This is a genomic window from Bradyrhizobium sp. NBAIM08, from assembly GCF_020193935.1.
Classification (GTDB): Bacteria; Pseudomonadota; Alphaproteobacteria; order Rhizobiales; family Xanthobacteraceae; genus Bradyrhizobium; species Bradyrhizobium yuanmingense.
The window spans coordinates 302,757-326,558 of sequence record NZ_JADYVR010000006.1; the positions used below are offsets into that span (position 1 = coordinate 302,757).

The following is a 23,802-nucleotide window of genomic DNA, read 5'->3' on the forward strand; positions in this document are numbered from 1 at the left end:
AACAACAATGAGCCAAACGCCCCCCTTCCTCGGCATCGTCTCCGGCGAGCGCCGCCGCTCTCACGCCGAGGTCACTGAGCGCGCCGACCGCATCGCCTCCGGCCTCGCCAAGATCGGCGTCCGCCAAGGCGATTGCGTCTGCATGCTGATGCGCAACGACATCGCCTTCCTGGAAGCCGCCTACGCCGCGATGCGGCTGGGCGCCTATGGCGTGCCGATCAACTGGCACTTCAAACCGGAGGAGATCACCTACATCCTGAAGGATTCCGGCACCGCCGTCCTGATCGCTCATGCCGACATGCTGCACGGTTTGCGCGATGCGATTCCTGAGGGAGTCACCGTGCTCAGTGTGCCGACGCCGCCGGAAATCCGCTCCAACTACAAGATCGATCCGGATCATCTGAAGACGCCGGACTTCGCGATCGACTTCGAAGCCTGGCTCGCGCAACACCCGCCCTATGACGGCCCGATCGTGCCGCAGCCCATGAACATGATCTACACGTCGGGCACGACAGGCCATCCCAAGGGCGTCCGCCGCAACGCGCCGACGCCGGAACAGCAGGCTGCCGGTGAGCGCATGCGTGCGATGATCTATGGGCTCAAGCCCGGCGCCCGCGCATTGCTGCCGGGGCCGCTCTATCATTCCGCGCCGAACTCGTTCGGCATCCGCGCCGGCAAGCTCGGCGGGGTGCTGGTGCTGATGCCGCGCTTCGAGGCGGAGGAATTCCTGCAAGCGATCGAGCGCTACAAGATCGACACCATCTTCATGGTGCCGACCATGTTCATCCGCCTGATGAAGCTGCCCGAGGAGGTGCGCAGGACGTACGACGTCTCCTCGCTCCGCCACGTCATCCACGCCGCCGCGCCGTGCCCGGCCGACGTCAAGCGCGCCATGATCGAATGGTGGGGGCCGGTGATCTACGAGTTCTACGGCTCGACCGAATCCAGCGCCGTGACCTTCGCGACCTCCGAGGATGCGCTGAAGAAGCCCGGCACCGTCGGCAAGATCTCGCCGGGCGCCGAGCTGCGCTTCGTCGGCGACGACGGACGCGTGCTCGGCGTCGGCGAGATCGGCGAGATCTATTCGCGCATGGCCGAGATGGCCGATTTCACCTATCACAACAAGCCGGAGAAGCGCGCCGAGATCGACCGCGACGGCTTCATCACCTCCGGCGACGTCGGCTATATCGATGAAGACGGCTACGTCTTCATCTGCGACCGCAAGCGCGACATGGTGATATCAGGCGGCGTCAACATCTACCCGGCTGAGATCGAATCCGTGCTGCATGCGGTGCCCGGCGTGCATGATTGCGCCGTGTTCGGCATCCCCGACGCCGAGTTCGGCGAGGCGCTGATGGCGGTGGTGGAGCCGCAACCCGGGGTCACGCTCGCTGCTTCCGATGTCCGCGCCGCGCTGAAGGCGCATCTGGCCGACTACAAGGTGCCCAAGCACATCGAGATCCGCACCGGCCTGCCGCGCGAAGATTCCGGAAAAATCTTCAAGCGCCGCCTGCGCGATCCCTATTGGGAGCAGGCGGGGCGGAAGATCTAGCTACTTCGTAGCCCGGATGGAGCGAAGCGTAATCCGGGATCTCTCGCCGTGGAAAGATCATCCCGGATTACGCTTCGCTCCATCCGGGCTACGCCCTGCGCGCTGGAAGCGTCCTAGCACGGACAAATTCCGAGCCTATATGGATGGGATCATCCACCTCCGGATCATCCCATGGCCCCCGTTTCCATCCTGCTCAACATCCTCTGGATCCTCATCGGCGGCGCCTGGATGGCGTTCGGCTGGCTGATCGCGGCCGTTGTCATGGCGATCACCATCATCGGCCTGCCCTGGGCGCGGGCGGCGTTCAACATCGCCGTCTACACGCTGCTGCCGTTCGGCTCCCGGGCGGTCAACCGCTACGATGTCACCGGCGTCGAGGATATCGGCACCGGCCCGCTCGGGGTGATCGGCAATATCATCTGGTTCGTGCTCGCCGGCTGGTGGCTCGCACTCGGTCACCTCCTGACCGCGCTCGTCCTCGCCGTCACCATCATCGGTATCCCGTTCGCCTGGGCCCATCTGAAGCTCGCCGGCATCGCGCTCTGGCCGATCGGCAAGGTGATCGTGCCGGCTTAGGACGTTGCCTCAACATCGGCGCTCGGCGGCAGAGCGGAGCCGTGTGGCGCCGTCGCGGACTCAATCGCGCGGGCTACTTCTTTTTTGGTGTCAACCAGTCCTCGTCTTCCAGGGACGGTGCTTGTTTCTGCTGTTCCAGGATTTTTCTGTACTCCTCCGGGATCACCTGGCTGCGAGATGCTTCATGCAGCGTGTGCGGGAACCAGGTCGCAATGCCGGGGAAGGCAATCATCAGGCCAACGCAGATCACCTGCAGCACCATGAACTGGAACATGCCAGCGTAGATCGTTCCGAGACTCCAGCCCTTGACCACCTGCTTGAGATAGTACGCTGACATGGCGACGGGCGGCGACAGGAAGGCGGTCTGCAGCACCACCGCAACCAACGCTCCGAACCATATGAGGTCGATGCCCATGCCTTTCACGACAGGATAGAAGATCGGCAGAAACACCAGGATGATGGCCGGCCACTCAAACGGCCACCCCAGCAGGAAAATGAGAAGGAGCACGACAATCAGCATGAGGCTCGGCGGCAACTGCAGGCCGAGCATCGTCTCGGTGATCCAGTTCGCTGAGCCAAGGCGGGCGAACACCGCACCGAAAATGTTCGACGTGACCGCCAGCAGGAGGACCATGCTCGACGTCGCCATCGTCGAGATCAGCGCCCGTTGCAGTCCGCTGAGCGAGAACCTGCGATATGCGATGGCCAGGATCAGCGCGCCGACGCTGCCGATGCCGGCGGCCTCCGTCGGCGTCGCAAGCCCCCCGATGATCGAGCCAAGCGTCGCCGTGATGAGCCCGAGCAGCGGCAGCGTTCCGACGGCCACCTCGCGTGCAATGTATCCAGCGGAGTAGATCCGCTCATCCTTTGGCACTGGCGGCCCGAGCTTGGGATTGATGAAGGAGCGGCCCATCAGATAGATGATGTAGACGCCGGCCAGCAGAAAGCCCGGTCCGAAGGCTGCAGCATAGAGATCGGCGACCGAAACCCCGAGCACCGGCCCCATCACGATCAGCATGACCGACGGGGGAATGAGAATACCGAGCGTGCCGCCCGCCGTGATGGTGCCCGCTGAAAGCTTGGCATCATAGCCCGCCTTCGTCATGATCGGCGATGCCATGATGCCAAGAACGGTGACGGCTGCGCCGACGATGCCTGTCGCCATCGCGAACACGGTCGAGGTCAGGATGACGACGAGGAAGAGTGCGCCGCGCACCGGCGCAAGCAGCATGCGGAACGCCGTAAAAAGGCGCTCCATGAGTCCCGCCTGCTCGGTGATGAAGCCCATGAAGATGAACAGCGGTACGGCGGCGAGAAGTTCTTCCTTCATCATGCCGATGGTCTGGAAGTAACCAAGCTCGAAGACCGTCCCGCCCATGCCCCAGTAGCCGAACGAGAAGGCGAGAAACAGCAACGTGAACGAGATCGGCACACCGATGAAGATCGCGCCCAGCAGCACCAGCAGCATGATGAGGCCGATGAGCGCTTCTGCGGTCATATCTCGACTTTCTCCTTATGCTCCAGCTCGACGCCGGTGCGCGCCATGTAGATGCTCTTGATCAACTCGGACACGCCCTGGACCAGCAGCAGGAGGCAGGCGAGCGGCACGACGAATTTGAACGGCCACAGCACGGGCCGCCAGGGAGTCTGGTCCGAAGTCTCGTTGATCAGCCAGGCGTAGTGAAATTCGTTCCAGCTGATCAGGAACAGCATGATCAGGCTCGGGAAGAAGAAGACGACATAGGAGATCGTATCGATCCAGCCCTTCCTACGGATCGAGAACTTCTCCCAGAAGAAGTCGGTACGGATATGAGCACCCTTGTGCAGCGCGTAAGCGGCGCCAAGCATGAAGAGCGAGCCGTAGAGCATGTAGGTTGCGTCGTAGGCCCATATGGTCGGCGCGTTGAACAGGTAACGCGCCCCAACCTCATAGGCGACGGCGAGAACCAGCGGCACCGAGAGCCACGAGATGATCGTGCCGGTCCGGTCGGTGAAGCCGTCGATCATCCTGATGATAGCCAGAAGCGCCGGTGGCTGCCCGCCTGTTATCTCAGCCATGCCTCGCCCCTTTCGCCGATCATTCGTGCGGCGCAAAGCAGGCCGCCTGCGTGCGAATTGAGGGCGGTCAAATCGGCCGCCCTCGGAGGAAGTCCTATTTCTCGGTTGGGAAGTAGTAGTTCGCCATGAAGGAGTATGGCGGGAAGTAAGACCTCTTGTACGGGACCACAGCGCTGGCATACGCCTTCTGCGAGTCGTGCACCTTCTTGAAGAACGGGTTCCTGGCGCCCTCGGCGGCCGCGATCTCGTCCCACTTCTTGATGAAGGCCAGCAGGATCTCCGTCGGCGTGCGGAGAATCTGTACGCCGTGCTTCTGCTGCATCTCAATCAGCGCATCGGCGTTCTGGCGCTGCCACTTGGTCCACCAGACGAGGAATGTCTCGTTGGCCGCCGACTTGATGATCTCCTGATGTTGCGGGCTGAGCTCCTTCCACACATCGCCGTTGATGACGAGCTCGCCGACCGTCACGTTCTCATGCAAGCCGGGTGAATAGTGATACTTCCAGACGTTGTGGAAGCCGAGTTGCATGTCCTCGATGCCGCCGACCCATTCGGCGCAATCGATCACGCCGCGTTGCGCGGAGGGAATGATTTCTCCGCCCGGCATGTTGACCACCGTGAAGCCGAGCGCCTGCCACACTTCGCCGGCCATGCCGGTCTGGCGGCATTTCATGCCCTTCATGTCCTCGACCGTCTGGATCGGCTTCTTGAACCAGCCGAACGCCTGCGGCCCTGCAGGCAGGATTGGAAACACGACGAGGTTGAGCTTGAGCTCCTTCTGATAAAACTCGTTGTAAAGCTCGAGGCCGCCGCCGTGATAGAGCCAACCCATCACGTCCATGAAGTCCATGCCGAAGGTGCCGCCGGGACCGCCGGTGAACAGGATCGCGGTCTTGTTCTTGCCGGTCCAGTAGCCGGCCCACGCATGCGCTCCGTCGAGCACCTTCTTGTTGGTTGCGTCCAGCACCTCGAACGCCGGCACGACCTGGCCGGCGGGCATCGCCTCGATCTTCAGCGCGCCGGCTGACAGCTTGTTCACTCGATCGACGAAATAGGTGAAGTTGTCATAGAGCGTGAGCGACGCCGGCCATGTGGCCTGCATCTTCAACACCTTCGTCTGCGCCATGACTGTTGTGGTGGATACGACAAACGCCGAAGCGATCAGGGCAACGGCGACCAGTCCCAGAAACATGCGTTTCATGAGCCATCTCCTCCCTTGGACAACGTGACCGCGGCGAACTATTCTCTTCGTTGTTCTTGGTCGCCAAGTCTTCAAACCACGTCTGTCATCATTCTGCCACCATCGCCGCAAGTTGTCATCTTGCTTTCTGGCGGTAGCAAGCGCTGGAATTGGACATGGTCGAGACGTCAGCTCTTTGACCCTTCGGCGACGAACCTCCATTCGTTTGTTGCGCTGGCTGTCGGTGGCAAACCAGACGCCGGGGGCGCCTTTGGCTGCGGCGGGACGCGGCCAGGCGATGCGGCGCACACCATGCCTCGCGTTGCCCGACGGGCAAAACACGCCAATGCAGGTCAAGTGGCGGGAGTGCAAATATTCTGATTGACCGAATTCGCTGTTTCGGGTAAACCGCAGCACATCCCGGCTCGTCAAAGGGACGTTTCGCGATCGTCACGATACGTAGGCCAGGATACGATGGACGCGGCAGCGCCGGCGCGTGACGGGAGGGCAGGGCGGGCAAACCCGTGAGCCATCGCAATCCGCGGCACGACACGGTGTGGTCACAACGTTGCTTTTCGGCATTGGGAGCGAGCACGCGCGAGCTTCCGACAGTCCGGGAGAGACGTCCGCGGACGGCAAAAGCGTGTGGTCCTGACGCCCGGGGTCTGTGCGTCAAGGCTTGCGGTGGTGAAGCGGCCCGACCGGGTGCGCGCATCAGTGATCCGCAAGGCGACGGGGGCAATAGTGCATCGCTCCCCGGGGAGAGCGCGCCATAAGCCGTAAAACCATTGCGCAGGGAAGGCCGGGATGTTCCGGCATCACCTGTGGTCACCCCGCGTGCGTCTTGTCGCGTGCGGACCTTGGGTGCCGGCTGGCGCCCGGCCTTCCCTGCGCCCTTGCTTCTCGATGAGGGCGAAACGGAAAGCAAAACTTCGGGCGCCTGCGCCGCGAGACCGCGAAGGCATGCTTATTATACGACTAGTATTTTCTCGTGCCCCGGACGCAGCGCAGTGCGCCGCGCCTTTGCGGCGTGGTGCGCTGCAGAGCCGTGGCCCATTGCGGCGATGTGCTCTGAGGCTCCTGGGTCCCCGGTCGGCGCAGCAACGCTCGAAGGCGTTGCTGCTTGTCCGGGACACGAGGTCGTCGCACTCCGATCCACGGTGCGTCGCCCCAACTTCATCTTGCACTGCGGTAGAAAAGTATCGCACACTCCGCCGGACCGGGCCGCCAAGGGCGCGAGCAGGGGAGCGAGCCATGTCCCTCCAGACCGTACCATCCGACAGCACTGAGCAGCGCCCCAACCGCCCTGAGGATGTCCAGGCGATGGAGGCCGATGCCCGGCTGCGGGACGATATCCGCCTGCTCGGGCGCATTCTGGGCGACACCGTGCGCGACCAGGAGGGCGCCGACGTGTTCGACCTGGTCGAGCGCATCAGGCAGACCTCGATCAGGTTCCACCGCGACGAGGACCGGCTCGCCCGCCGCGAGCTCGAGCAGATCCTCGACAGCATGTCGACCTCCGAGACGGTGCGGATCGTCCGCGCCTTCAGCTATTTCTCGCACCTTGCCAACATCGCCGAGGACCAGAACAACATCCGTCAGATGCGCGCGCGCGCGGCGGCCAAGAATGGCGGCTCCGGCGTGCTGGCGGAGACACTGGCGCACGCCAAGGCGGCGGGCATTGGTCCCGACCAGCTCCGCAACTTCTTCAAGACCGCGCTGGTCAGCCCGGTGTTGACCGCGCATCCGACCGAGGTCCGCCGCAAGAGCACCATGGACCGCGAGATGGAGATCGCAGCCCTGCTCGATCGCCGCGAGCGGGTTGCACTGACCGCGGAGGAGGCGGCTGCCAGCGACGAGCAGCTCCGCCGCGAGGTGCTGACGCTGTGGCAGACCAACCTCTTGCGCCGGACCAAGCTCACCGTGCTGGATGAGGTCGCCAACGGCCTGTCGTTCTACGACTACACCTTCCTGCGCGAGGTGCCGCGGCTCATCAACGCGCTGGAGGATCGGCTGGAGGAGAGCGGCGAGCAGGCGGCCGGCGACCTCGCCTCGTTCCTGCGCATGGGCAGCTGGATCGGCGGCGACCGCGACGGCAATCCCTTCGTCACCGCCGACGTGATGCGCGGCACGCTGCGGCTGCAGTCGAGCCGGGTGATGCAGTTCTATCTGAACGAGCTGCACGTGCTCGGCGCGGAGCTGTCGATCGCAGCCCATCTCGCCGACGTCTCCGAGGAGCTGCGCACCCTGGCGGAGCGCTCCCCGGACACCTCGCCGCATCGGAGCGGCGAGCCCTATCGCCTGGCCGTCTCAGGCATCTATGCCCGCCTCACCGCGACGGCCGAAAAGCTCGAAGTCGAGATCACGCGCCGGCCTGTCGGCAAAGCGGCGCCTTACGAGAGCGTCAGGGAGCTGCTGGCCGATCTCGACGTGCTGCATCGCTCGCTGATCTCCAACAACGCCCGCGTCATCGCCCGCGGCCGGCTGCGGCTCTTGCGCCGCGCGGTGGATTGCTTCGGCTTTCACCTGGCCCGGCTCGACATTCGCCAGAACTCGGCCGTCCACGAGCGCACCATCGCCGAGTTGATCGACGCCGCCAATCCCGGCATGTCCTATCTCGCGCTTGGCGAGGACGCTCGCATCTCGCTGCTGACCAACGAATTGCGCTCGACGCGCGCGCTGGTCTCGCCCTTCGTCAAATACAGCGACGAGACGATGGGCGAGCTCAACGTGTTCCATGCCGCCGCGGAAGCGCATGCGAAATTCGGCTCGGACGCCATTCCTCAATGCATCATCTCGATGTGCAAGGGCATGTCGGACATGCTCGAGGTCGCCGTGCTCCTGAAGGAGGTCGGCCTCGTCCATCCCTCCGGCCGCAGCGCCATCAACATCGTGCCGCTGTTCGAGACCATCGAGGATTTGCAGGCTTCGAGCAGCATCATGGACCGCATGCTGTCGTTGCACGATTACCGCCGGCTCGTCGACAGCCGCGGCAGCGTGCAGGAGGTCATGCTTGGGTACTCCGACAGCAATAAGGACGGCGGCTTCGTCACCTCGGGCTGGGAGCTCTACAAGGCCGAGATCGGCCTCGTCGAAGTGTTCGAGCGGCACCACGTGCGCTTACGCCTGTTCCACGGCCGCGGCGGCTCGGTGGGGCGCGGCGGCGGGCCGAGCTATGACGCCATCATCGCGCAGCCCGGCGGCGCGGTGAACGGCCAGATCCGCATCACCGAGCAGGGCGAGATCATCTCGTCGAAATATTCCAACACCGAGGTCGGCCGCAACAATCTGGAAATCCTCGCCGCGGCGACGCTGGAGGCAAGTCTGCTGCATCCGCGCCAGAGCGCGCCGCGCCGCGAATATCTGACCGCGATGGACGAACTCTCGAACCTCGCCTTCAAGGCCTATCGCGGCCTCGTCTACGAGACCGAAGGCTTCGTCGAGTACTTCTGGTCGTCCACCGTCATCAACGAGATCGCCACGCTCAACATCGGCAGCCGTCCGGCTTCGCGCAAAAAGACCCGCGCGATCGAGGATCTGCGCGCGATTCCCTGGGTGTTCTCGTGGGCGCAATGTCGCCTGATGCTGCCGGGCTGGTACGGCTTCGGCAGCGCGGTCGAGCAGTGGATCGCGGAGCATCCAGAGCAGGGCATGCCGTTCCTGAAAGAGCTCTACCAGGAATGGCCGTTCTTCCGCATGCTGCTGTCGAACATGGACATGGTGCTAGCCAAGAGCTCGATCGCGATCGCGTCGCGCTATGCCGAGCTGGTGCCGGACGAGGCCTTGCGCGAAAAAATCTTTGGCCGCATCCGCCGCGAATGGCATTCCTGCATCGAGACGCTGCTCGACATCATGGGTCAGGACCGTCTGCTCCAGGGCAACCCGCTGCTGGAGCGCTCCGTGCGCCACCGCTTCCCCTATCTCGATCCGCTCAACCACGTGCAGGTCGAGCTCTTGAGAGAGCACCGCGCGCAGAACCCCGACGAGCAGGTGCTGCGCGGGATCCAGCTGACCATCAACGGCATCTCGGCGGGGTTGAGGAATACGGGGTAGGGCGAATTGCGAATTGCGAGTAGCGAATAGAAACCCTATTCGCCATTCGCCACCCCCTATTCGCGCAATCTCACACCGGATCCCAGGTGAAGATGTCGGCCGAACGATCGAGCTTGTAGAACGAGCCCTTCAGCGCCGGCATGCCGTGTTCCGCGATCGACTGCGGAGTCCAGCCTTCGTTCCGCTGCACCGAGCGGATCGGACGGTTCTGGCTGAACAGGAAGATCTCGTTCATGCGCACGCCAAAGATCTGGCCGGTGACGTCCTTGGCGGAATCGCCGAGCAGGTAGCCGCAGAGCGGGGCGATCTTCTCCGGGCCCATCTGCTTGATCTTCTCGACACGCGCCTTTTCGGCGTCGGTCTCGGTCGGGATGGTGCCGATCATGCGGGTCCAGGCGAACGGCGAGACGCAGTTGGAGCGGACGTTGAAGCGGCCCATGTCGAGCGCGATCGACTTCGACAGCCCGACGATGCCGAGCTTGGCCGCCGCGTAATTGGCTTGTCCGAAATTGCCGATCAGGCCGGAGGTCGAGGTGAAGTGCACGAACGAGCCCGACTCCTGCTCGCGGAAGATGCGCGCCGCGGCGTGGCTGACGTAGAACGAGCCCATCAGATGTACCTTGATGACGGCTTCGAACGCTTCCACGCTCATCTTGTGGAAGATCATGTCGCGCAGGATGCCGGCATTGTTGACGACGCCGTCGAGCCGGCCGAAATGATCGGTCGCGGTCTTCACGATCTTGCTGGCGGGAATGGCTTCCGCGACGCTCTCGAAATTGGCGACCGCCGTGCCGCCGCGCTTCTTGATCTCCTCGACCACCTCCTCGGCAGGCGCCGCGTTCGAACCCGCGCCGTCGGCGGCTCCGCCGGGATCGTTGACGACGACCTTGGCGCCCTCGGCGGCGCACAGAAGCGCAATCTCGCGCCCGATGCCACGGCCTGCGCCGGTGACGATGATGACCTTGTCTTGCAGTGATTTGCTCATGTGGGTTCTCCGCTATGCGTTCCGGCGTTTCTTACCTCGCCCCGCTTGCGGGGAGAGGTCGGATCGCATCGAAGATGCGATCCGGGTGAGGGGGTACAGGTCTCGCGGCCATCTCATCCGTGGAGAGAGGCCCCTCACCCCAACCCTCTCCCCGTAAGAACGGGGAGAAGGAGAGGCGAGCGGCGCATTACCTCTCGTTCGTAAACACGATCGTGCCACTCGCCGCGAACATGCCGCCGACGCCGTGGCACACCGAAATCTTCGCGTTCGGCACCTGGGCCGGCGCGATCCCGCGCATCTGGCGCACGCTCTCCTGCAGCGCGTACATGCCGTACATGCCCGAATGCATGTAGGACAGGCCGCCGCCATTGGTGTTGAGCGGCAGCTTGCCGCCCGGCCGCGTGTTGCCGTCGGCGATGAACTGGCCGGTCTCTTCATAGGGCATGAAGCCGAGATCGCCGAGGCCGAACAGCGGCAGATGTGCGAACGCGTCGTAGATCATGAGATGATCGACATCCCCGTGCGCGATGCCGGCCTCCTTGAACGCCAGCGGCCCGGCGGTCTTGAACGCACGCGAGGAGTTGAACGTCTCCATCTGGCTGACCATCGGCGTCTCGACGCTCTCGCCGGTGCCCATGATGTAGACCGGCTTGCGCGGAAAATCCCTGGCGCGGTCGGCCGAGGTCAGGATCAGCGCGCCGCCGCCGTCGGTGACGAGGCAGCACTGCAGAAGCCGGAACGGATAGGCGATCATGCGCGAGTTGAGGACATCGTTGACCGTGATCGGCTCCTTCATCATCGCGCGCGGATTCTTCGCCGCCCATTCCCGCTGCACCACCGCCACTGAGGCAAGCTGCTCGTGGGTGATGCCGTAGGTCTTCATGAAGCGCAGCACGGGAATCGGGAACATGCTTGGCGGGCCGTAGACGCCGTAGGGCGCCTCGAACTGGCCGTTGAGGCTGTCGGCCGGCGTCGAGCGCGGCAGTTTGCCGATCATCGACTTGCCGCTCTCGGCGTGGGTGATCAGCACCGTCTTGCACAGACCCGCCTCGATCGCCGCCGCGGCGTGGCGGACATGCAGCATGAAGGAGCAGCCGCCGACCGAGGTGCCGTCCACCCAGGTCGGCTTGATGCCGAGATAGTGGCAGACCTGCTGCGGCGTTTCGACCGCGGTGGCAAAGCCGTCGATGTCGGACAGCTTCAGCCCGGCGTCGGCAATGGCGTTGAGCGCGGCATCCGCGTGCAGCTGGAGCTGCGAGGCGTTGGGAATGACACCGAGCTCAGTGGTCTCGGCCGCGCCGACGACGGCAACCTGGTTCTTGCGCATGAGCCTTACCCCTTCGCCGGGCGGAAGACGGGGAGGGTGATCTTGTCGTCGAGCTCCTGGAACGCGACCTCGAGCTTCATGTCGAGTTCGAGCGCCTCGGGTGTCTGCGGGCAGTCGATGATGTTGCTCATCATCCGCGGGCCCTCGTCGAGCTCGACCACCGCGATGGCGTAAGGCGGCGTGAAGCCCGGCGCGGCCGGACGATGGTTGATCACGTAGCTGTAGAGAAAGCCCTTGCCGCTGGCCTTGAAGATGCTGACCTTGCGCGAGGCGCAGGAGGGGCAGAACGGGCGCGGCGGGAAGTAGACATGGGCGCAGGCATCGCAGCGCTGCAGGCGCAATTCGCCGGCCTTGGTGCCGTCCCAGAAATGCTGGGTCTCCGGCGTCGGTTTCGGTCGCGCGCGCTGCGGTTCGGCCATGTGGGCGGCTCCTCCCAAAAGCAGGCCTCGCGCCCGCCGGTTTCGAACTTGATGCGACAATCGACCATGGCGCGTCAACGGTCCAGCAATGCGCATGCATGCCATCATGCGCACAATGCTTGTGTCGAGCTGAGCCAGCGCTATAGATTGCGCGCGAAATATTCCGTGAGACAGACATGCCTGATTTTCCGACACTGGCGCAGCTTGCCGAAGACCTCGAAAGCGGCCGCACCACCTCCCGCAAATTGGTCGAGGCCTGCCTCGCCAGGATCGCCGACCCCGCGGGCGAGGGCCAGCGCGCCTTCATCCATGTCGACAAGGACGCCGCGCTCGCGGCGGCGGATGCGATGGATGGCTTGCGCAAGGCCAAGGCGGCGCCGTCGCGCTATGCGGGCATCCCGGTCTCGATCAAGGATCTGTTCGACATCAAGGGCCAGGTGACGCGCGCCGGCTCGCGCGCGCTGGATGACTCAGCCCCTGCCGAGCACGATGCCGCGACGGTGGCGCGGCTGCGCAAGGCCGGCTTCGTCGTGATTGGCCGCACCAACATGACCGAGTTCGCCTATTCCGGCATCGGCATCAATCCGCACTATGGCACTCCGAAGGGCGTCTGGAACCGGTCCGTAGGCCACGTGCCCGGCGGCTCGTCCGCCGGCGCGGCGGTGTCCGTGCTCGACGGCATGGCGCATGGCGCGCTCGGCACCGACACCGGCGGCTCCTGCCGGATTCCGGCCGCCTTCAACGGCATCGTCGGCTACAAGCCGACGCAGCGCCGCGTGCCGCTCGACGGCTCGGTGCCGCTGTCGTTCTCGCTCGACAGCATCGGGCCGCTGGCGCGATCGGTCAGCTGCTGTGCCATACTCGATGCCGTGCTCGCGGGCGAGCCGATCGTCGCCTTGAGGCCGCGGCCGATCCAGGGCATGCGCCTCGCGGTGCCCACCACGATCGCGCTCGATGACCTCGACGCCGAGGTGGCCAAGACCTTCGAGCGCGCGCTGAAGACGCTGTCCGATCACGGCGCCATCGTCGAGCGTGTCGAGATGGCGGAGTTCCATGACGTCGGTCCGATGAACGCCAAGGGCGGTTTTGCGGCCTCCGAGAGCTATGCCTGGCACCGCTATCTCATCACGGCCAAGGGCGACGTCTACGATCCCAGGGTCGCGGTGCGCATCATGCGCGGCGAGGCGCAGAGCGCGGCCGACTACATCGACCTGCTCAACGAACGCCGCTCGCTGATCGCGCGCGTCAATGCGCGCATCGCGCCCTATGATGCGCTGGTGCTGCCGACCACGCCCAACACACCGCCGAAGATCGCCGACCTCGCCGACGATCAGGCGTTCACCCGCGAGAACATCCGCGCCTTGCGCAATTGCAGCCTGATCAACCTGATCGACGGGTGCGCCATCTCGCTGCCCTGTCATCGCGAGGGCGACGTTCCCGTCGGCCTGATGCTGGCGGGCGCAGGAGGCTCGGACCGCCGTATCTTCGAGCTTGCTGCCGGCATGGAGGCCGTCATCCGTGTTTGATCTCACTTTCACCGTCGATGCCCAGGACACCACCACGCCGCTGACGCTGGCGATCGACCAGCTGGTAATCGCCGGCTGGACCGGCCGCGACACGGTCGCGCGCGACAAGCACATCGCCGAGCTGGAGGAGATGGGCATCGCCCGCCCGGCCTCGACTCCGATCTACTATCGCGCCTCGGCGCGGCGGCTGACCCAGGAGGACAGCATCGAATGCACCGGTGGCGATTCCTCCGGCGAGGTCGAGTTCGTGCTGATCGGCTGGCAGGGCCGCATCTTCGTCGGCTGCGGGTCCGATCACACCGACCGCAAGGTCGAGGCCTACAACGTCACGGTGTCCAAGCAGATGTGCGACAAGCCGATCGCCTCGACGCTCTGGGAGCTCGAGGACGTCATTGGCCATTGGGACAAGATGATCCTGCGCTCCTACGCCACCATCAAGGGCGAGCGCGTACTCTACCAGGAGGGCACGCTGGATGCGATGCTGCCGGTTACGGACCTCATCGCGCGCGGCTTTGGCGGCGGCAAGTTCCCCGACGGCTGCGCCATGTTCGGCGGCACGTTCGCCGCCAAGGGCGGCATCCGCCCGGCGGATCGGTTCGACTTCGAGCTGGAAGACCCCGTGCTGAAGCGGACGATCAGGCACGGCTACGACGTGACGACGCTACCGGTGCGGGGCTGATCTCTCTCCGCGTCATTGCGAGCGAAGCGAAGCAATCCAGGGTCTCTCCGCGGAACCAGTCTGGATTGCTTCGTCGCAAAGGGCTCCTCGCGATGACGGGGAGACGATCATCGGAAATCGGGTGGTTGTGGCGCCCGGGATCTGCGACACCCGCTCCCGTCATTCCGGGGCGCGCCCACTTGGGCGCGAGCCCGGAATCCATACTCCCGATCGTGGTTATGGATTCCGGGCTCGCGACTTCGTCGCGCCCCGGAATGACGGATGTGAATGGGATGATTGCTATGGCCATCGCGAAACGCGTTTCCGCACCAGACTCCGTTCCCAACCTCGCCGCCCATGTCGACGCCCTCGACTGGCCTCAGATCACCGCCGAGCTCGACTCCCAGGGCTGCGCTATCCTGAAGAACCTGCTGACGCCCGACCAGTGCCGCGCCATCGCCGCGCTCTACCCGGACGAGGCGCACTTCCGCAGCCGCGTCGTCATGGGCCGCCACGGCTTTGGCCGCGGCGAGTACAAGTACTTCGCCTATCCGCTGCCCGATCTGATCGCGCAGCTCCGCCCGGCGCTCTACGCGCATCTTCAAGCCGTCGCCAACCGCTGGAACGAGGCGATGGGCATCGACATCCGCTATCCCGCCGCACACGCGGCGTTCCTGAAGCGCTGCCACGATGCCGGGCAGGCGCGGCCGACGCCCCTGCTGCTGCAATATGAGGCCGGTGATTACAATTGCCTGCACCAGGACCTCTATGGCGAGCACGTGTTCCCGCTCCAGGTCGCGATCCTGCTCTCCGAGCCCGGACGCGATTTCACCGGTGGCGAGTTCGTGCTGACCGAGCAGCGCCCGCGCATGCAGTCCCGCGCCGAGGTGGTGCCGCTGGCACAGGGCGATGCGGTCGCCTTCGCTGTGCATCATCGTCCGGTGCAGGGGACACGCGGCACCTACCGCGTTAATCTCCGCCACGGCGTCAGCCGGATCAGGTCCGGCCAGCGCCATACGCTGGGTGTGATTTTTCACGATGCCAAATGAGCGGAGCCGTTGACGGCTGATTTGTTCGATAGCGTCGCAGAAGCCCAACCGTCGCGCGAAAACATCGCCGATGGGGCCGTGCTGCTGCGCGGCTTCGTCAAGCCGATCGAGAGCGGGCTGATCGACGCCGTGCGCGCCGTCGTCGCGCAATCGCCGTTCCGGCGGATGACGACGCCGGGCGGCCATCTAATGTCGGTGGCGATGACCAATTGCGGCGAGCGCGGCTGGATCACCGATCACACCGGCTATCGCTACGACCCGATCGATCCGCGCACCGGTGCGCCATGGCCGGCGATGCCGCCGCTGTTGGCCGATCTCGCCCGCCGCGCCGCGGAGCAGGGCGGCTTTGAAGGCTTTGCGCCCGATGCTTGCCTCGTCAACCGCTACGAGCCGGGCACGCGGCTGTCGCTGCATCAGGACAAGGACGAGCTGGACTATTCCGCGCCGATCGTCTCGGTCTCGCTCGGCCTGCCCGCGACCTTCCTGTTCGGCGGCCTTGCGCGCGCCGACAAGCCGCGCCGCTTCCGCCTCGTCCATGGCGACGTCGTGGTCTGGGGCGGGGCCAGCAGGCTCGTCTATCACGGCGTCGCACCGCTCGCCGACGGCGAGCATCCGCTGCTCGGCCGAAAGCGGATCAATCTGACCTTCCGCAGGACGCGCTAACGCGTTTCCTCGCCGCCTTCGCTCGTCTAAGCTTCGGGCGGGGAGGCGGCGACATGACCACCACACAGAACTCGGCCGGCATGGGCACGGCGAACCGCACTGGGCTTTATCTCGCAGGCCTGCAATTGGTGTTCACGCTGGGCTGGACGACCTATGTCGTCTACCTGCCAAAGCTGGCCGCAGAGGTCGGCATCGCGCCGTCCGCCGTGATCCTCATCCTGATGCTGGATCAGGCGATTTTCACCATTGCCGACACCGCGATGGGAGTAGCCGCCGACAGGCTCGCGCCCCATGTCGGCAGGCTCGGCCTGTTCGTCGCCCTCGTGACCGCAATCTCCTGCGGCGCCTTCGTCGCGCTGCCCTTCGTTGCCGGAGCCGGCGCGGCGGCGCAGGGCTGGTTCATCGCGCTGATCGTGATCTGGTCGATCACGTCCTCCGCGCTGCGGGCACCGCCGCTGACCTTGCTCGGCAAATACCGCGCCAAGCCGCAGGTGCCGTTCCTCGCAGCGCTCGCCATGCTCGGCTACGGTGTCGCCGGCGCGGTCTCGCCCTATCTCGGCGTGGTGCTGCGCGAGCACGATGCGCGGTTGCCGTTCGTGATCTCCAGCGTAGTGCTGCTCCTGACCGCGCTCGGGCTGTCCAGGATCGAGCATGACGTGGCGCGCGACACCGTGCCGCCCACACCGGACGAAGCGGCAAAGCCGCTCGGTCTCGTCCCAATCGCCTTCATCGTCGCGATGATCGCGCTCGCCCTCGGCTACCAGCTGCACTTTGCCATGAACAGCGCGCCGTTCTATCTGCGCTTTGCAGCTCCCGGCGACCTGCAATGGCTGATGCCGGTATTCTGGATCGGCTTCAACATCGCGATGTTTCCGGCAAGCCTCGTCGTCAAGCATCGTGGCGGCCTCGTCGTGATGGGTGCCGCGGGCTTGTTCGGTGCGGTGGCGATTGCGGCGGCCGAGTTCGCCGGCAATCTCAACATGCTGATCGCCGCGCAATTTCTCGCCGGAGCCGCGTGGGGTTGCATGCTGATGAGCGCGGTCTCGGCTGCGCTCGCGATCGGCTCGACCGGCGCTGAAGGCAAGGTCACGGGCCTCGTCTTCTCCGCGCTCGCCCTCGGCACCTTCGCGCGGATGGCGGCGGTTGCCGGCGGCCTGCAGAAGATGCCGGAATACGCGCCGCTGCTGCACTGGGCGCCGGTCGCCTGCTGGTCGGTCGCAGGCGCCGGTCTGCTGGTGATTGCAGCCGCGCGGCTACAGGGAGCGTCCGGCCTCAAGGCTTCGGCGGGTGAATGAAAGCCCACGGGCTGACTTCGGAATCCCTGGGCACCTCGACTGAAATCAGCACCGGCCCGCCGTGGCCGAGCGCCTTCTCCATCGCCGCCTTGAACTGCTCCGGCGCGGTGACGCGCGCCGCAGTCACGCCAAAGGACTCCGCGAGCTTGACGAAATCCGGATTGACGAGGTCGGACGCCACCACGCGGCCATCGAAATGCTGGCGTTGGTCGCGGCGGACATTGCCGTAGGCGTTGTTGTTGAACACCAGCGTCACCACGCCGATGTTGAACTGCACGGCGGTGGCAAGCTCCTGCACGCCGAACATGAAGCCGCCGTCCCCGGTGATGGCCACCACCGGCTTGTCGGGATTGGCGACCTTGGCGCCGAGCGCGGTCGGGAAACCCGAGCCGAGCGTGCCCTGGTAGCCCGAGGTGATGAAGGTGCGCGGCTGGTACACCGGAAAGCCGTACCAGGAGGCGAAGCCGACCTGCGATAGTTCGTCGGTGACGATCGCGTTCGCCGGCAGTACCTCGCGCAGGATGTTGAGATAGGCCATCTGCGGCTGGACCCGCTGGATCTCGGCTTGCGCGGCCGCGGTGGCCTCGCGGATCGTGCCGCGACGTCCGGAGGTCTTGCTGTAGCCGGCCTTGCCCACGGCGGCAGCGAGATCGCGGGTCGCGGCCCTGGCGTCGGCGACGATCGCAGTGTCGGACGAGAACCGCCGCATCTCGACCGGATCGATGTCGATGCGGATGCACTTCAGGCCAGCGGGCCGGTACGGCCAGCGCGACATGGTCGGCAGCTCCAGCCGCGTGCCGATGCCGATCATGAGATCGGTGTTCGGCCACAGCCTGTAGGCTGCGGCCATGGTGAGCCCGAGCTCGTGTGCATTGGAGACGATGCCGCGGCCGCTGCGGAAGGCGACCACGGGCGCATCGATCATCTCGGCGAGTTCGAGGATCTCCTCACCCGCTTCGATCGCGCCGCTGCCGACGAAGATCATCGGCGCCTTGCTGGTCCTGATGAGCGCGGCGGCCTGCTTGATCATATCAGGATCGGGCTGCGGCGCCGGCAGCGGCTCCAGCACCTGCGCAGGCACTGTTGCCGCGCGCTGCGTGAAGACGTCCCAGGGCATCTCGACCGAGGCGGGGCCGCGCCGTCCCGACATCATCTCCTGGAACGCGCGCGCGACGATCGTCGGCGAATTCCCGGGATATTCGATGCGCTCGGCCCATTTCACGTAGGTGCGCAACGTCGCGAGCTGGTCCGGCATCTCATGCAGATGGCCGCGACCCTTGCCCAGGAACGAAGTCGGCACCTGGCCGGTGACGCACAGCACCGGCTCGTTGCAGCCGAACGCGGTGAGCAGCGCCGCGCTGGCATTGAGCACGCCCGGGCCGGGTACCACGCTGAACACGCCGGGCCGGCCGCTGGAGCGCGCATAGCCGAATGCCATGTAGCCGCAGGCCTGCTCGTGCCGCGCGCCGATCACCTTGAGCTGGGCCTGGTGGAAGGCGTCGAACAGGCCGTAGACCTGCGCGCCGGGCAGGCCGAACACGGTGTCGACGCCGTGGGCGACAAGCCCGCTTACGATCGCTTCGCCGCCGGTGAGGCTGGTCATTTGGCTATTCCATTTCGCTTGTTGTTCAGGCTTCGTCGACCACGCCGTTGCGCAAGCGTCCGATCCCCTCGGCCTCGACCTCGACGATGTCGCCGGGCTTCAGATATCGCGGCGGATCGAACCGCGCACCCGCGCCGGTCGGCGTGCCCGTGACGATGATATCGCCGGGGACGAGGGTTGCGAAGGTCGAGATATAGTTCAGGAGATAGCGGAACGAAAACATCAGCCGGTTGGTGCGATCATCCTGTCTGAGCTCGCCGTTGACATGCGTGGTGAGCCTGATGTCGGCGACCTGCGATTCCCGCGTGTAGGGCACGAGCCACGGGCCGAGGCTGCCGCTGGAATCGAAGTTCTTGCCTTGCGTCACGTTGAACTTGGCGTGGCGCAGCCAGTCGCGCACCGAGCCCTCGTTGCACAGTGTCAGCGCCGCGATGTGATCGAGCGCTGTGCTTTCGGGGATATGCCGGCCTGGCTTGCCGATCACCAGCACGATCTCGCCCTCATAGTCGAGCTGCGCGGAGGCGCGCGGGCGCACCAGCGGCGTGTCGTGGCCGACGAAGGAGCGGGGCGAGCGCATGAACATGCTCGGATATTTCGGCGCCTCCTGGCCGTCCTTGTACTCGGCATTGCGGTCGGGATAGTTGACGCCGATGCAGATGATCTTCTCCGGCGCCGGGACCGGCGGCAGCCAGGTGATCTCAGTGAGCGCGTGATCCGGTTTGCGGCCGGCGGCCTCTTCGGCAAAGCTGATCAGCTTGCCCGCAGCGATCACCTCGCGCAGCGTGGGATAGTCTCTGGCGTGACGCGCGGAGAGATTGACGATGCCGCCCTCCAGGACGGCGCCATAGCTGACATCACCCTTGACGGAATAGGTGGCGAGACGAGGCAGCTTCATCAATCCGCCACCAGCACATCGGCCACGAATTTCGGCTCGCGCACGGCCTGCCCCGTGAACGGCGAGCCCTGCTCGAACCAGGAACGCGGGGCAGGGGCGCCCCACAGCGTCTGACGGCGCGGATCGCGCAGCGACCAGCGCAGCGGCTCGTGGTCGTGATCCCCGGTGAAATAGTCGCTGGTGTAGAGCTCGAGGCGGTGTCCGTCGGGATCGCGCACATAGAGGAAGAACGCGTTCGAGATACCGTGGCGTCCGGGCCCGCGTTCGATGTTCTTCACAAAACCTTGCGAGGCCATGACGTCGCAGAGATGGATGATGTTCATTGCCGTCGGCGTCCAATAGGCGAAATGGTGCAGCCGCGGGCCCTTACCGTTGGTGATCGCAAAATCGTGGACGTTGCCCTTGCGGTGCATCCAGGCTGCGGCGATGCGCCCGTTCGGCCCGTCCTCCTCGGCATATTCGGTGAGGCGAAAGCCGAGCCGGGCATAGAATTCCATCGTGTCCTGCACTTCGGCCGCGAACACGTTGAAGTGGTCTAGCCGCTGCGGGTGGCAGCCCCGATAGAGGTCGTAGCGGCGCAAGAGATGCGGCCGCCGCTCCATCGCCGCGTAAAGCTCGATTCTAAAGCCGAAGGGGTCGGTGAATTGCAGCGTGCGGCCCTGGAACGGCTGATCGATGAAGGTGTAGGACAGGCCGTTCTCGGACAGGAACGCGGCGGCCTTGTCGAGATCCCCGTCGTTGCCGACCTTGAAGCCGAGCCGGGCGCATGCCGGCACCGCGGCCTTGCGCAGCACCAGGGAGTGATGCTGGTGCTCCTCGGCCGCGCGCAGGTACACGACCTCGTCGTCCGCGTCCTCGACATGCAGGCCGACCATGCTTTCGTAGAACTCGCGGCTCAGCTTCAAATCGGTGACGTCGAGCACGACGTGGCTCGAGCGGATGATGTTGAACGGCGGCTCGAAGACGTGTTGCGGTACCGGCATGTGCGTTTCCCCTCTCTCGGCTTCGTCATTCCGGGGCGTGCGAAGCACGAACCCGGAATCCATTCATCCACCAACTCTGCTGCTCGATGGATTCCGGGTTCGGCTCTTCGAGCCGCCCCGGAATGACACCGCCGCTAAATTCCCAGCTTCTGAATCTTGTGCGTGCCCCGCGCCAGCGAGACGTGCTTGGTTTCCATGTAGAAGTCGAACGAATAATCGCCGCCGTCGCGCCCGATGCCTGAAGCCTTCATGCCGCCGAACGGCGTCGGCAGGTGGCGGACATTCTCCGAGTTCAGCCAGATCATGCCGGCCTCCAGCGCATCGGCAACGCGCAGCGCGCGTCCCATGTCATTGGTCCAGACATAGCCGGTCAGACCGTAACGGATGTCGTTGGCGATCTCGACCGCGTCCGCCTCGTCGCGGAACGGCAGCACGGTGAGGAACGGCCCGAACACCTCCTCCTGCGCCACCCGCATCTTGCCGTGCGCTCCGGTCACCAGTGTCGGCTCGACATAATGCCCGCCGCCGGGCCCGTCATAGGCCTTGCCGCCGACCGCGATCGTCGCGCCGTCCTGGCGCGCCACGTCGAAATACGAGCAGACCTTTGCCAAGTGCCGCTCGTGGATCAGCGGGCCGATCTCGGTGGCGGGATCGAGGGGATGGCCGACCTTGAGCGCCTTCACCCGCGCCGTCAGCTTCTCCACGAATTCTTTCGCGATGCTCTGCTGGATCAGCAGGCGGCTGGAAGAGGTGCAGCGCTCGCCGTTGAGCGAGTAGATCATGAACACGACGGCATCGAGCGCGCGGTCGAGATCGGCATCGTCGAACACGATCACCGGATTCTTGCCGCCGAGTTCGAAATGCACGCGTTTCAGCGTGGGCGCGCCCTGCATCATGATGGCCGAGCCGGTCGCGCTCTCGCCGACGAAGCCGATTGCCTTGATGGCGGGATGCTCGGTCAGCGCCTTGCCCGCTTCCTCGCCGAAACCGTGCACGGTGTTGAGCACGCCGTCGGGGACGCCGGCTTCCTTGACGAGCCTGGCGAGAATGGAGGCCGTCACCGGCGACCACTCGGCTGGCTTGTGCACCACGGTGCAGCCGGCCGCCAGCGCTGGCGCTATCTTCCAGGTCGAGAGCATGAATGGCGTATTCCATGGCGTGATCACGCCGACCGGGCCGATCGGCACCCGCGTCGAGACGTTCCAATGCTCGTCGCTCGGCGTGTTGAGGCCGTCGCGCGCCTCAGCGCATTTGTCGGCGAAGAAGCGGAAATTCTCGGCGGCGCGGATCGCGGCCTTGGCCATGAAGCGATAGGCCTGGCCGGTGTCGATGCATTCGAGCACGGCGATGTCGTCGGCGTTGTCCTCGATGGCGTCGGCCACCCGATGCAGCAGCTTCTTCCGCATGGCCGGACCCATGTCGCGCCAGGACTTGAAGGCGAGCGCAGCCGCAGTCGCCGCCGCGTCGATATCCTCGGCCTTGCCCCGCGCGACACTGGCGAGCACGGCACCATCGACCGGCGACCTGGTCTGGAACGTCTCGCCGGAGATCGAGGCGACGGTCTTGCCGTCGATCATGTGACCGATGCCGTCCGCGCGTAGAGTCTTCAAAAGCGGCGCGAGGCGGTCACGGTTGGCCTGGAACAGATCGGCTTTCGGCGTGGGCTTATCCATGAGCGGCCTCCGCTTTCAGGGCGTCGTGAATGTTGTTGCGCTTCCAGCTGGTGTCCTTGTCGTTGATCTGCATGTCGAACGACAGGGCGAACTTGCTGGCGGCGAAGACGGGATCGAGATGTCTCGAGAGCGCCTGGAAGACGTGCTCGCCGGCCTTCTGGCGGGTGGGCAGGTCGCGGCCCGCGCCGATGCGCAGCACCATGTCCAGGAATCCGTAGTCCTGCCGCGCGTCCGCAATCGCATAGTGCTCGCACCTGACAGCACGAACGCGGATGCCGCCGAGCGGGAAGATACCGGTCTCGCTAGCTGCCTTGCGCACGACCTCGCACACCGCGGCGATGTCGAGGCGGCCGTCGAGATTGGCCGAATATTCGATGGTGAAATGCGGCATCGCGGTTTCACTCCCTGTCTTCGTTCGTTCTACGCGAAGTAGCAGCTCACCGAGCCATAGGCGCCATAATCGGCCTGGATTGTGTCGCCCTTGCGGGTCTCGATCGGACGGATGAACGAGCCGGCGAGCACGACCTGGCCCGGCTCGAGCGCCAGCCCAAGCGGGGCGATCTTGTTGGCGAGCCAGGCGACGGCAGTCGCGGGATGGTTGAGCACGCCGGCGGCAAGGCCGGTCTCTTCCAGCTGGCCGTTCTTGAAGCACAGCGCTCCGATCCAGCGCAGGTCAGCATCCAGCGGGCGGATCGGCCGCCCCCCGAGCACGATGCCGGCGTTCGCCGCATTGTCGGCGATGGTGTCGAAGATCTTTCGCGTCGCCTTGGTCTTGGGATCGACGCGCTCGATCCGTGTATCCAAAATCTCCAGCGCCGGCACCACGAAGTCGGTGGCGTTGAGCACGTCGAATAGCGTGCAGTCGGGCCCAGAAAGGCGCTTGCTCATGACGAAGGCGAGCTCGGCCTCGACGCGCGTCGCGATGAAGCGCTCGGTCGGCACCAAACCTCCATCGGCGAAGAACATGTCGTCGAGCAGCACGCCGGAATCCGGCTCGTCGATGCCAAGCGCGCTCTGCATCGCCTTCGAGGTCAGGCCGATCTTGTGGCCTTTGACCACGCGCCCCTCGGCGATCTTGACGTCGACCCAGGCCTTCTGAATCGCGTAGGCCTCCGCGATGCTGATGTCCGGGAAGTCCTGCGAGAGCTGCCGGATCTGCGTGCGGGTCTTCTCCGCCTGGTGCAGACGCCTCGCACAAGCTTGGATATCGTCGTTGGAAAGCGCCATTTGTGATCTTACAAATCGTGGTGCCGCGAGATACTTAACATGTTAAGTGAATGCGTCAAACACAAATTCGGCTTGCTGCA

Annotated in this window: 20 protein-coding genes; 8 read left to right on the plus strand and 12 right to left on the minus strand. The window is 65.0% G+C overall.

All coding sequences use genetic code 11. The features are described 5' to 3' along the window. Positions 1-7: 7 nt before the first annotated feature. Both I6F37_RS22380 and I6F37_RS22385 read left to right on the plus strand, forming a co-directional pair. Complete coding sequence (locus tag I6F37_RS22380; protein WP_225152712.1) at positions 8-1,552, plus strand: acyl-CoA synthetase; 1,545 nt, start codon at positions 8-10, stop codon at positions 1,550-1,552. A gap of 171 nt (positions 1,553-1,723) precedes the next feature. Next, positions 1,724-2,128, plus strand: coding sequence for a YccF domain-containing protein (locus I6F37_RS22385; protein ID WP_036023017.1), 405 nt, complete (start codon positions 1,724-1,726; stop codon positions 2,126-2,128). 73 nt (positions 2,129-2,201) lie between these two features. Here I6F37_RS22385 and I6F37_RS22390 read toward each other — a convergent pair whose 3' ends face one another. From I6F37_RS22390 to I6F37_RS22400, 3 genes are all read right to left on the minus strand, one after another. Next, entirely contained in the window at positions 2,202-3,596 is a 1,395-nt protein-coding gene (locus tag I6F37_RS22390) for a TRAP transporter large permease subunit (RefSeq protein WP_225127319.1), read from the minus strand. A 26-nt stretch (positions 3,597-3,622) separates the two neighbouring features. After that, positions 3,623-4,186: a TRAP transporter small permease subunit gene (locus tag I6F37_RS22395; RefSeq protein ID WP_085968941.1), complete on the minus strand. Its 564-nt coding sequence runs from the start codon at positions 4,184-4,186 to the stop codon at positions 3,623-3,625. Positions 4,187-4,280: 94 nt separating this feature from the next. Then, on the minus strand, positions 4,281-5,387 hold the full coding sequence (locus tag I6F37_RS22400) for a TRAP transporter substrate-binding protein (RefSeq protein ID WP_036006206.1): 1,107 nt from the start codon (positions 5,385-5,387) through the stop codon (positions 4,281-4,283). Positions 5,388-6,620: 1,233 nt separating this feature from the next. On the opposite strand from I6F37_RS22400, the gene ppc reads away from it, so the two are divergent. Beyond that, positions 6,621-9,419, plus strand: coding sequence for a phosphoenolpyruvate carboxylase (gene ppc, locus I6F37_RS22405; RefSeq protein ID WP_074447500.1), 2,799 nt, complete (start codon positions 6,621-6,623; stop codon positions 9,417-9,419). 70 nt (positions 9,420-9,489) lie between these two features. Here ppc and I6F37_RS22410 read toward each other — a convergent pair whose 3' ends face one another. The 3 genes from I6F37_RS22410 to I6F37_RS22420 form a co-directional block, all read right to left on the minus strand. Then, entirely contained in the window at positions 9,490-10,404 is a 915-nt protein-coding gene (locus tag I6F37_RS22410) for an SDR family NAD(P)-dependent oxidoreductase (protein WP_225152714.1), read from the minus strand. 187 nt (positions 10,405-10,591) lie between these two features. Continuing rightward, entirely contained in the window at positions 10,592-11,731 is a 1,140-nt protein-coding gene (locus I6F37_RS22415) for a thiolase (RefSeq protein ID WP_057027105.1), read from the minus strand. A 5-nt stretch (positions 11,732-11,736) separates the two neighbouring features. Further along, a complete protein-coding gene (locus I6F37_RS22420) occupies positions 11,737-12,150 on the minus strand; it encodes a Zn-ribbon domain-containing OB-fold protein (RefSeq protein ID WP_027558650.1) in 414 nt (137 codons plus the stop codon). Between the two features lie 176 nt (positions 12,151-12,326). Here I6F37_RS22420 and I6F37_RS22425 point away from each other — a divergent pair, with 176 nt between their 5' ends. From I6F37_RS22425 to I6F37_RS22445, 5 genes are all read left to right on the plus strand, one after another. Continuing rightward, positions 12,327-13,676: an amidase gene (locus I6F37_RS22425; RefSeq protein ID WP_225152716.1), complete on the plus strand. Its 1,350-nt coding sequence runs from the start codon at positions 12,327-12,329 to the stop codon at positions 13,674-13,676. After that, positions 13,669-14,355 carry a DUF2848 domain-containing protein gene (locus I6F37_RS22430; protein ID WP_225149906.1) on the plus strand — a complete coding sequence of 229 codons (687 nt, stop codon included), beginning with the start codon at positions 13,669-13,671 and terminating at the stop codon, positions 14,353-14,355. The genes I6F37_RS22425 and I6F37_RS22430 overlap by 8 nt, the downstream gene beginning before the upstream one ends. Positions 14,356-14,636: 281 nt before the next feature. Beyond that, positions 14,637-15,383 carry a 2OG-Fe(II) oxygenase gene (locus I6F37_RS22435; RefSeq protein WP_225152719.1) on the plus strand — a complete coding sequence of 249 codons (747 nt, stop codon included), beginning with the start codon at positions 14,637-14,639 and terminating at the stop codon, positions 15,381-15,383. 9 nt (positions 15,384-15,392) lie between these two features. After that, positions 15,393-16,046 (plus strand): DNA oxidative demethylase AlkB, encoded by a 654-nt coding sequence (gene alkB / locus I6F37_RS22440; RefSeq protein ID WP_109144453.1) that lies wholly within the window; start codon positions 15,393-15,395, stop codon positions 16,044-16,046. Positions 16,047-16,099: 53 nt separating this feature from the next. After that, the gene (locus tag I6F37_RS22445; RefSeq protein ID WP_225152721.1) at positions 16,100-17,341 is read left to right on the plus strand and encodes an MFS transporter; all 1,242 of its coding nucleotides are present in this window, start codon (positions 16,100-16,102) and stop codon (positions 17,339-17,341) included. Here I6F37_RS22445 and I6F37_RS22450 read toward each other — a convergent pair. The 6 genes from I6F37_RS22450 to hpaH all read right to left on the minus strand — a co-directional run bounded on the left by I6F37_RS22450 (position 17,319) and on the right by hpaH (position 23,722). Then, positions 17,319-18,944 carry a thiamine pyrophosphate-dependent enzyme gene (locus I6F37_RS22450; protein WP_225152723.1) on the minus strand — a complete coding sequence of 542 codons (1,626 nt, stop codon included), beginning with the start codon at positions 18,942-18,944 and terminating at the stop codon, positions 17,319-17,321. The genes I6F37_RS22445 and I6F37_RS22450 overlap by 23 nt on opposite strands. Before the next feature lie 25 nt (positions 18,945-18,969). Further along, positions 18,970-19,839 (minus strand): fumarylacetoacetate hydrolase family protein, encoded by an 870-nt coding sequence (locus I6F37_RS22455; protein WP_225152725.1) that lies wholly within the window; start codon positions 19,837-19,839, stop codon positions 18,970-18,972. Beyond that, the gene (hpaD, locus tag I6F37_RS22460) at positions 19,839-20,822 is read right to left on the minus strand and encodes a 3,4-dihydroxyphenylacetate 2,3-dioxygenase (protein ID WP_225152726.1); all 984 of its coding nucleotides are present in this window, start codon (positions 20,820-20,822) and stop codon (positions 19,839-19,841) included. Before hpaD ends, I6F37_RS22455 begins: the two co-directional genes overlap by 1 nt. A 134-nt stretch (positions 20,823-20,956) precedes the next feature. Continuing rightward, positions 20,957-22,495 (minus strand): 5-carboxymethyl-2-hydroxymuconate semialdehyde dehydrogenase, encoded by a 1,539-nt coding sequence (gene hpaE / locus I6F37_RS22465; RefSeq protein ID WP_225152727.1) that lies wholly within the window; start codon positions 22,493-22,495, stop codon positions 20,957-20,959. Next, complete coding sequence (locus tag I6F37_RS22470; protein WP_225134065.1) at positions 22,488-22,886, minus strand: 5-carboxymethyl-2-hydroxymuconate Delta-isomerase; 399 nt, start codon at positions 22,884-22,886, stop codon at positions 22,488-22,490. Before I6F37_RS22470 ends, hpaE begins: the two co-directional genes overlap by 8 nt. A gap of 29 nt (positions 22,887-22,915) precedes the next feature. Further along, the gene (gene hpaH, locus I6F37_RS22475) at positions 22,916-23,722 is read right to left on the minus strand and encodes a 2-oxo-hept-4-ene-1,7-dioate hydratase (protein ID WP_036006171.1); all 807 of its coding nucleotides are present in this window, start codon (positions 23,720-23,722) and stop codon (positions 22,916-22,918) included. Between the last annotated feature and the right edge of the window lie 80 nt (positions 23,723-23,802).

Bases quoted from the DNA above. Each gene is read 5' to 3' on its own strand.
- I6F37_RS22420 (WP_027558650.1), bottom strand. From the start codon at position 12,150: ATGGCCGAACCGCAGCGCGCGCGACCGAAACCGACGCCGGAGACCCAG.
- ppc (WP_074447500.1), top strand. From the start codon at position 6,621: ATGTCCCTCCAGACCGTACCATCCGACAGCACTGAGCAGCGCCCCAAC.
- I6F37_RS22380 (WP_225152712.1), top strand. From the start codon at position 8: ATGAGCCAAACGCCCCCCTTCCTCGGCATCGTCTCCGGCGAGCGCCGC.
- hpaD (WP_225152726.1), bottom strand. From the start codon at position 20,822: ATGCCGGTACCGCAACACGTCTTCGAGCCGCCGTTCAACATCATCCGC.
- I6F37_RS22445 (WP_225152721.1), top strand. From the start codon at position 16,100: ATGACCACCACACAGAACTCGGCCGGCATGGGCACGGCGAACCGCACT.
- I6F37_RS22395 (WP_085968941.1), bottom strand. From the start codon at position 4,186: ATGGCTGAGATAACAGGCGGGCAGCCACCGGCGCTTCTGGCTATCATC.
- I6F37_RS22435 (WP_225152719.1), top strand. From the start codon at position 14,637: ATGGCCATCGCGAAACGCGTTTCCGCACCAGACTCCGTTCCCAACCTC.
- I6F37_RS22385 (WP_036023017.1), top strand. From the start codon at position 1,724: ATGGCCCCCGTTTCCATCCTGCTCAACATCCTCTGGATCCTCATCGGC.
- hpaE (WP_225152727.1), bottom strand. From the start codon at position 22,495: ATGGATAAGCCCACGCCGAAAGCCGATCTGTTCCAGGCCAACCGTGAC.
- I6F37_RS22425 (WP_225152716.1), top strand. From the start codon at position 12,327: ATGCCTGATTTTCCGACACTGGCGCAGCTTGCCGAAGACCTCGAAAGC.
- hpaH (WP_036006171.1), bottom strand. From the start codon at position 23,722: ATGGCGCTTTCCAACGACGATATCCAAGCTTGTGCGAGGCGTCTGCAC.
- I6F37_RS22455 (WP_225152725.1), bottom strand. From the start codon at position 19,839: ATGAAGCTGCCTCGTCTCGCCACCTATTCCGTCAAGGGTGATGTCAGC.
- I6F37_RS22415 (WP_057027105.1), bottom strand. From the start codon at position 11,731: ATGCGCAAGAACCAGGTTGCCGTCGTCGGCGCGGCCGAGACCACTGAG.
- I6F37_RS22470 (WP_225134065.1), bottom strand. From the start codon at position 22,886: ATGCCGCATTTCACCATCGAATATTCGGCCAATCTCGACGGCCGCCTC.
- I6F37_RS22410 (WP_225152714.1), bottom strand. From the start codon at position 10,404: ATGAGCAAATCACTGCAAGACAAGGTCATCATCGTCACCGGCGCAGGC.
- I6F37_RS22400 (WP_036006206.1), bottom strand. From the start codon at position 5,387: ATGAAACGCATGTTTCTGGGACTGGTCGCCGTTGCCCTGATCGCTTCG.
- I6F37_RS22390 (WP_225127319.1), bottom strand. From the start codon at position 3,596: ATGCTGCTGGTGCTGCTGGGCGCGATCTTCATCGGTGTGCCGATCTCG.
- I6F37_RS22450 (WP_225152723.1), bottom strand. From the start codon at position 18,944: ATGACCAGCCTCACCGGCGGCGAAGCGATCGTAAGCGGGCTTGTCGCC.